Source organism: Pseudorhodoplanes sp., assembly GCF_050250235.1.
Classification (GTDB): domain Bacteria; phylum Pseudomonadota; class Alphaproteobacteria; order Rhizobiales; family Xanthobacteraceae; genus Pseudorhodoplanes.
Genome location: NZ_JBFWPA010000005.1, coordinates 133,077 through 139,520, shown reverse-complemented (window position 1 = coordinate 139,520; position 6,444 = coordinate 133,077). Strand labels below are relative to the sequence as shown.

Here is a 6,444-nt window from a genome sequence, read left to right as displayed (position 1 = left end):
CGCGTCAAGCGTTGTCCTCGCTACGCTGCGGGAACGCTTGACCCGGACGTCTGAAGAGCTTCACCGGAGCCGTGGTGAGGCGCCTCCAATGCATGATTCTGAGACAGGATCACAGAGTCAGGATAAAGCGATCAGTTCTTCGAAGGCGTATTTCTTCGAGCCGTGCGCGCCGGACAGGTCGCGGTTGAGGCGTGAGCGATGGCCGCTGGCGTGGCCCAATTCATGCAGGGCTGTGCGGTGCCAGTTGATGGGTTCGAAATACGCGGCAGGCGGCGGCACCTGCACGTAGTCCTCCGATGGAATGTAGAAGGCGCGGTTGCCTCCGATACGAAAGTCGATGCCGGTCGACTTGATGAGCGCTTCTACCTCCGGCTCGATCACACCGGGAGGTGGCGGCGGCGCGATGGTTACGATCTCGTCCGGCAGCGCATCACACTGGTCGGTGTTAAACACCGTAAAGCGCTTTAGGAACGGAATCGCCTTCCCCGGATTCTGCCGCGCGCTTCTTCTCATCATTGGGAATGAAGCGGTCGGCATAGACGACAGTCGTGCCGCGCTCACCCTTGCGGACATGGCCGCCGAGCGAGAGTGCCTGGCGGAACGTGAGCCAGCTCTGGCCGGTGAAGCCGTGCTCGATCACAGACCCCCAGAGGATCAGGACGTTCACGCCGCTGTATTGCCGCCGAGTGGAAGCGTTTTGCGGCATTGCGAGGGGCGCCTTTGCGGCAGCCGTACCCCAAGGCTGGACCCAGGGTACGCGACCGGCCTCCAATTCGGCGATGATCTTGTCGGTGATTTCGTCATAGAGGCTCGCCCGGTCCTCGCCGGCGCGCGCACGATAAGCATTTCTCGACATCGCGGGTCTCCGCGACGGGCGCCGCGAGCCTCTCCCGCGGCTTCCAACCCGTCACGGCCCACCCGGCCGGCACTCTCACTCTCCTCCTGCGCACCAGCAGCGCACGCGGGCGTCGGTTTCACCGAACGAATCCGCAAGCGCCGCGTCAGGGACGGAAGCCCGGAGGGTGAAGACCCGGCATAGCCGGGGCTTCAGCGACAGCCGACGGCGCGGTCCCGCAGGGAGACGCCCGATCCATCTCGGATAGCGCCTTTGACTGCCACTTTCCGCCGAATGCCCCCAAAAGCATCTATTGTCGGTTCGACCAGGACAGTGACCACGGGCGGGAAACATGGCGGCGGCGTCTGGCGACGATAATGAGTCAATTGAAGAGCATAAGCAGGCGCTGATTCATCCGGCGGCGATGCTTTACGGTGTTCAGAAGATGTTTGGCGATCAGGCCAGAGTGAAGGCCAAGCAGGCTTATGGACGCCTCATCGACGCCCACCTTCTCGTCGCCGGCGTGCTGGGCGCCGGATTGCTGCGCACCAATGGCGTGGTGACACCGATCACTGCCACGTCGGAAGAGCGCAACGCACTCTTCGCTGGATTTGTCATTGGGCTGAACGCCTGCGAGAGCGCCATTGAAGAAGCGCGCTATCTGCAAGCGCACGCGCTGCTGCGACAGGAGATGGAAATCCTGGCGCAGCTAAAGGCGGTCCGCGAAGGTCGGCGCAAACCGAATGGCTCCCCCAATGTGACGGCGCTCGAGAAATCCCTGCGCCGGCTCTATGGCGATCTCACCGCTGCGGCGCATGTGTCGAAGCACGACGTCGTTGAAAGCGTGACTGCCTGGGATGGTCCTATGGAAGATCTTCCTGGGCCCACGGCCATGACCCGTTACTTTCCCGAGACCGATACAGGCCTGGCCCGTCGATCCTTTGCGCTGCACATCACCCTGATGATCCATTTGATCGAGGAATTGAGCCTCGACTACGACGAGCGCCATCCCAATCATGCCTTCACCGACCGCGAGCGCGCAGCGCTCAATCACGCCGTGAAGCTCATGATCGCGGAGGGCCTCGTGGAATCTGACGATCCCGAGCCGCTGAACAACCAAGGCTGACCACCGATGCTGAGATTCAACAACCAATGGCGGTTTGACAGTCCCGGTCCGATCGAGCCCGGCGTCGTCAGCGATTTTCTCAATCTGATCAACCGCATCAGCGGTCAAGGGTCGCGAAAGGCTATCCTCGAACACTTCAAATCGGCTTTCGCCGCCGCAGCCGGCATCCCCTATCATTCGAGCAGCGACGCGAGTTGGGCCGCCAGCGATCTCGATCGGGCGATGGACGAGGCCGCTGCTAACGCACCCTTGTTTATCGACGCCTTTTACTCCGGATGTGAGCAGTTGCAGCAGCGCAATCCCGAAATGGCGCTGCCCGACGCAACGCGCATCAACCGCATCCTGACCGAGCATGGGGCCGGCTATCAGATCGATCTTCCGAATCTCATCGCAACGCGGACTCACATTCCGATCACGGTTCCTGAGCAGGCCCCTTCCCTCGATGCTCAAGCTCGCGCCCTGATCGACACGGCCCTTCAAGCGACGGAGAGAGCTCTCGCCGAAGGCAACGGCCGGCAGGCGGTGCAAGAAGTTCTATGGCTTCTCGAGACGGTCTCGACCGCTTTCCGAAGCGACGAGATTTTCGACGGCTCCATCCAGGGCCGGTATTTCAACAAGATCATAGGCGAACTGAAATCACGTGGTCGTGGCGGCCATCAGGATCAGATCCTGCAATGGATGATGACGCTGCATGGCTATCTGTCCTCGCCGACCGGTGGCGGCGTTCGCCACGGCGTCGATCTGCGCGATGGGCTCGCGCTTCACATCAACGAAGCCCGCCTCTACTGCAACCTGATCCGCAGCTACATCACCTTTCTTATCGGAGAACACGAACGCCTGAGCGGGCGCTCCTCATGACAATGTACATGACCAAGACCTGGGGTTTCAGCGTGCCCTGCGGTCCGTTGCAATTCAGTCTGAGCGGATTTCGGGACCGCGCTCGTGGCTTGCTCCAACCTGGCGATCTTGTGGCCATTGTCGGCACATTCGGCGCCAATACGCCCGAACAGGAACGCGGCATGATCCTCGGCCTGATGGAGCCGTCGACGGTGGTCGTCAGTTCGCTCGATTATTTCGACCTCGACGCGGTGCGCGAGGTCGATCGCGACGAACACGGCAACTATCGTTGGCCCTTCGGCCTTGAACTCCGCGCCGCCTGGCGTTTCACCGAACCCCGAACCGCGCTAGGCGACATCTCCGCACGGCAATTTCATATGGATTCCGCGCAAGGCATTGTCCCGCTGCTGCCGAACGAAGCGGACGCGATCCTTAATTTACCGCGCGAGTCTGTGCCGCTGCTCAGCCCGCTGCGCGCGAGAGTCCGCGTGGAAGGGCTTGACGCCGCCCGGCGGAGAGCCGCGCCTCCCCCATCAACGACACGCACCGGCATCATGCACCTCCGGCGCGCACCGGCCTTTACTTATGCCATGAGGCTAGAAGGTGCGACGACGTCCGCATTCAAGATCGGCTGGGCCTTTGACTGGAAGCAGCGCGAGCGGCAATTCAATCAGGCGGCCATGCCTGCGGCCGGCGGGTTGCGATACCGCACGGTCTATCACGAGATATGGGAGACGGCGTTCGATGCCTTTCGCATGGAGCAGGCCCTGCTGCGCCACTTCGACTCGGCGCGCCATCCGCAAAACCGGGAGGTCGTCTCCGCGGTTGGGGAGGATAAGCTCTTGGCGGCGTGGATTCGCTGTCTGCAGGCGACGAAACAGACCCGGCAGCTCCAGACCGAGGTTCCGGCTCGGCCTGTACAGGGTTCGAGTCCCCGATCCGGCGACGAAGTTCGGTCGATTTAATACCGCCTTCCAGGCAAACCATTGAATCTAATTGATAATTCTGAACGTTCGTGCAGCCTTAAGAACTTGTGAACCATTGCCTTGCGGCGCCGGAGTCAGAACACTACATGAACAAACTAGGGCAATTGCGCCCAAGCGGGGGAGTTCATGTTCGAAATTGATTTCCTGCCGGTCGGCAACAGCAACGGCGACGCCATTTGCGTCCAGTACAGCGTGCCGGGCGGCGTCCTCGTTCATGTGGTGGACGGCGCCTACAAGGACGTTGGCGACAAGATCGTCGCGCACATTCAGACACATTACGGCAGCTCCTACTTCATCAACCACATGGTGCTTTCGCACGCCGACGATGATCACGCGACCGGTCTGGTCGAGGTGATGAAGAAGATGAAGGTTCAGAATCTCTGGATGAACCGGCCGTGGCTGTACGCCGCGGAGACGCTTCAGCACTTCCACGGGCGCTATACGCTTCAGGGTCTGATCAACAAGATGCGCGAGCTGCATCCCTATCTTGTGGAGCTCGAAGATCTTGCGGCCAAACAAGGCACCATCGTGCACGAAGTGTTCCAGGGCGCCACGATTGGCAACTTCACGGTGCTTGCGCCGTCGCGCGCCCGCTATGTGCGGTTGGTCCCGGATCTTGAGAAGACGCCGCAGCGCATGACCACCGCGGATTCGGCCGGCAACTTCCTCCTCGAAGCGCTGCGCAAGGCACGGAACAAGTTGCTGGAGACATGGGACATCGAAACGCTTTCAAACTCCCCCGACCCGACATCGGCGTCGAACGAGACCAGCGTCGTGCAACTGGGCGAACTCGACGGGCAGCGCATCTTGCTGACAGCCGACGTCGGACCGGAAGGCCTCAACGAAGCCGCCGACTACGCAGCGCTGCTGGGCAAGCTGAAGATCCCCAACATGGTTCAGGTGCCTCATCATGGCAGCCGGCGAAACGTCACGCCGAATGTGCTCGACCGCTGGCTGGGAGGAAAGGTCGCCAGTGGCGTCACCTGCGGAAGCGCGATCTGCTCGGTCGGCGATGGCCAGCCCGAATATCCGCGCGGCCAGATCAGCAACGCCTTCTTGCGCCGCGGCTATCCCGTGTATGTGACGCGGGGCAGCACGATCATGCACCATTCCGGCAGCAGCCGTGGTTGGCCGTCGAGCACGCCCGTTCCGTTCCAGGCCGAGGTCGAAGACAAGGCGGCGCCGGGTGTTGCGGCATGATCGAGCAAATGGGGTCTTCGATGCTTCGTTTCTTCGATGCCTACACCGTGAGGGCTCGGTTCATCCCCGCCATCCTCGCGGTCGCACCGGCTCTGGCCGCCCTGTTCTTGCTCGTGCCGTGGAAGGAGCTGGACCTCTACGTGGCGGTGACCACGGTGGCGATGCTGGCGCTGCTGTATGCGTTGTCCGACTGGGCACGGAAACAGGGACAGGCGCTCGAGCCGGGCCTGTACAGCGAGATCGGCGGCAAGCCGTCGGTCACGATGATGCATCGCTCTGACAACACGATCGACCAGGCCTCAAAGGATCGATACCGCGCCTTTCTTGCGGCCAAGATCGAGAAGCCGGAGCCGAGCGCGAACGACGAGCAACAGAACCCCGCCGCAGCGAATGCATTTTATGAACTTGCCGGGACGTGGCTTCGCACGCACACCCGGGATGCCAAGAAATTCCCGATCTTGTTCAACGAGAACTGCGCGTATGGCTTCCGCCGGAATTTGCTGGGCGCGAAGTGGACGGCGCTCGCATTGAACGGAATCGTCGTTGCTATTTGTGCGGCTGTGCTCGTCTATCACGGGACGCTCGACATCGGGAGCGCTGACGCGAAACGCGTTCTTGTCGTCCTGATCGTGGCTGCCGCCCATGCCCTGTATTTTCTTCTGGCCGTGAACCGGAAGAGCGTGATTGCCGCAGCGCGGACTTATGCGCGAGAGCTGATCTTGTCTTGCGAAACGCTCATCACGCCGAAAAAAGCCGCAACAAAGCCAGCAAAGAAGGCGGCAGCATCTCGCTCGAAGGCACCGCAACAGCCGTCACCCTGAACACATCAAGAGATCAGCGGCGGTCTATGTGTATGTCGCTGCCTTGCGCTCTCTTGCAAAGCGCGGTCGCACGCTCGACGCTGTGTCGGGCGCTTACTGCGCAAGTTCCTCGGCGCTCGGAATATCGATGATCTCGTGCCAATGCTTGATCAGCTTCTGATAGACGCCGGCCACTTTCGCTTGCGCGCTCTCAAGCTCTGACTTGGTCAGCACCTCACTTTCCAACGTCAGCACCCCTTTGCCCCTGACGCTGATGTGCTTGAGGTAGACTTCGAACTCTCGGGTCTCCTTGTTCACATCCATGTCGAGCGGGCCATGGGCGAACTTGTTTCGCGTCTTCACCACCTCGGCCGCTTCGCCGGCGATCCCGCGGATGATCTTGAGGATCGGCTCCGGCCGGCCGGCCTCGACCATCAGCGCTTCGAGCGCGCGGAATTTCGCATGAATCGATCCGAGCTGCGTCGTGATACAGGCGCCGCGCCGGTCCTCGACGTCGGCCAAGTACCAGATTGCAACATCGACCCAGTGCTCGAACTTCGCCCAGGTGGTGGTGATCCGGCCGATCTCGACGAGCGTCGATTCATAAAGATCGCGTTGCGGATGGCGCGCCATCTTGGTTCTCCGTCAGGCAGTCGGAAT

General features: G+C 61.4%; 6 protein-coding genes and 1 pseudogene. 5 read left to right on the top strand and 2 right to left on the bottom strand.

Annotation, left to right across the window (positions count from 1 at the left end):
• Nucleotides 1–117: 117 nt before the first annotated feature.
• A pseudogene (locus AB7F49_RS04450) lies at nt 118–856 on the bottom strand (ArdC family protein).
• A gap of 331 nt (nt 857–1,187) precedes the next feature.
• Here AB7F49_RS04450 and AB7F49_RS04445 point away from each other — a divergent pair.
• From AB7F49_RS04445 to AB7F49_RS04425, 5 genes are all read left to right on the top strand, one after another.
• The gene (locus tag AB7F49_RS04445) at nt 1,188–1,961 is read left to right on the top strand and encodes a hypothetical protein (RefSeq protein WP_086089417.1); all 774 of its coding nucleotides are present in this window, start codon (nt 1,188–1,190) and stop codon (nt 1,959–1,961) included.
• Nucleotides 1,962–1,967: 6 nt separating this feature from the next.
• On the top strand, nt 1,968–2,819 hold the full coding sequence (locus tag AB7F49_RS04440) for a hypothetical protein (protein ID WP_086089416.1): 852 nt from the start codon (nt 1,968–1,970) through the stop codon (nt 2,817–2,819).
• A gap of 161 nt (nt 2,820–2,980) precedes the next feature.
• Nucleotides 2,981–3,763, top strand: coding sequence for a hypothetical protein (locus AB7F49_RS04435; RefSeq protein WP_428520612.1), 783 nt, complete (start codon nt 2,981–2,983; stop codon nt 3,761–3,763).
• A gap of 147 nt (nt 3,764–3,910) precedes the next feature.
• A complete protein-coding gene (locus AB7F49_RS04430) occupies nt 3,911–4,984 on the top strand; it encodes a hypothetical protein (protein WP_394017645.1) in 1,074 nt (357 codons plus the stop codon).
• Nucleotides 4,985–5,004: 20 nt separating this feature from the next.
• On the top strand, nt 5,005–5,805 hold the full coding sequence (locus tag AB7F49_RS04425) for a hypothetical protein (protein WP_147413460.1): 801 nt from the start codon (nt 5,005–5,007) through the stop codon (nt 5,803–5,805).
• Between the two features lie 93 nt (nt 5,806–5,898).
• On the opposite strand, the gene AB7F49_RS04420 is transcribed toward AB7F49_RS04425, so the two are convergent.
• Nucleotides 5,899–6,417, bottom strand: a complete 519-nt coding sequence (locus AB7F49_RS04420; RefSeq protein ID WP_086089412.1) for a hypothetical protein — start codon at nt 6,415–6,417, stop codon at nt 5,899–5,901.
• Between the last annotated feature and the right edge of the window lie 27 nt (nt 6,418–6,444).

Excerpts from the sequence above, each read along its gene's own strand:
- AB7F49_RS04435 (WP_428520612.1), top strand. The coding sequence starts at position 2,981 with ATGATCCTCGGCCTGATGGAGCCGTCGACGGTGGTCGTCAGTTCGCTC.
- AB7F49_RS04440 (WP_086089416.1), top strand. The coding sequence starts at position 1,968 with ATGCTGAGATTCAACAACCAATGGCGGTTTGACAGTCCCGGTCCGATC.
- AB7F49_RS04445 (WP_086089417.1), top strand. The coding sequence starts at position 1,188 with ATGGCGGCGGCGTCTGGCGACGATAATGAGTCAATTGAAGAGCATAAG.
- AB7F49_RS04430 (WP_394017645.1), top strand. The coding sequence starts at position 3,911 with ATGTTCGAAATTGATTTCCTGCCGGTCGGCAACAGCAACGGCGACGCC.
- AB7F49_RS04425 (WP_147413460.1), top strand. The coding sequence starts at position 5,005 with ATGCTTCGTTTCTTCGATGCCTACACCGTGAGGGCTCGGTTCATCCCC.
- AB7F49_RS04420 (WP_086089412.1), bottom strand. The coding sequence starts at position 6,417 with ATGGCGCGCCATCCGCAACGCGATCTTTATGAATCGACGCTCGTCGAG.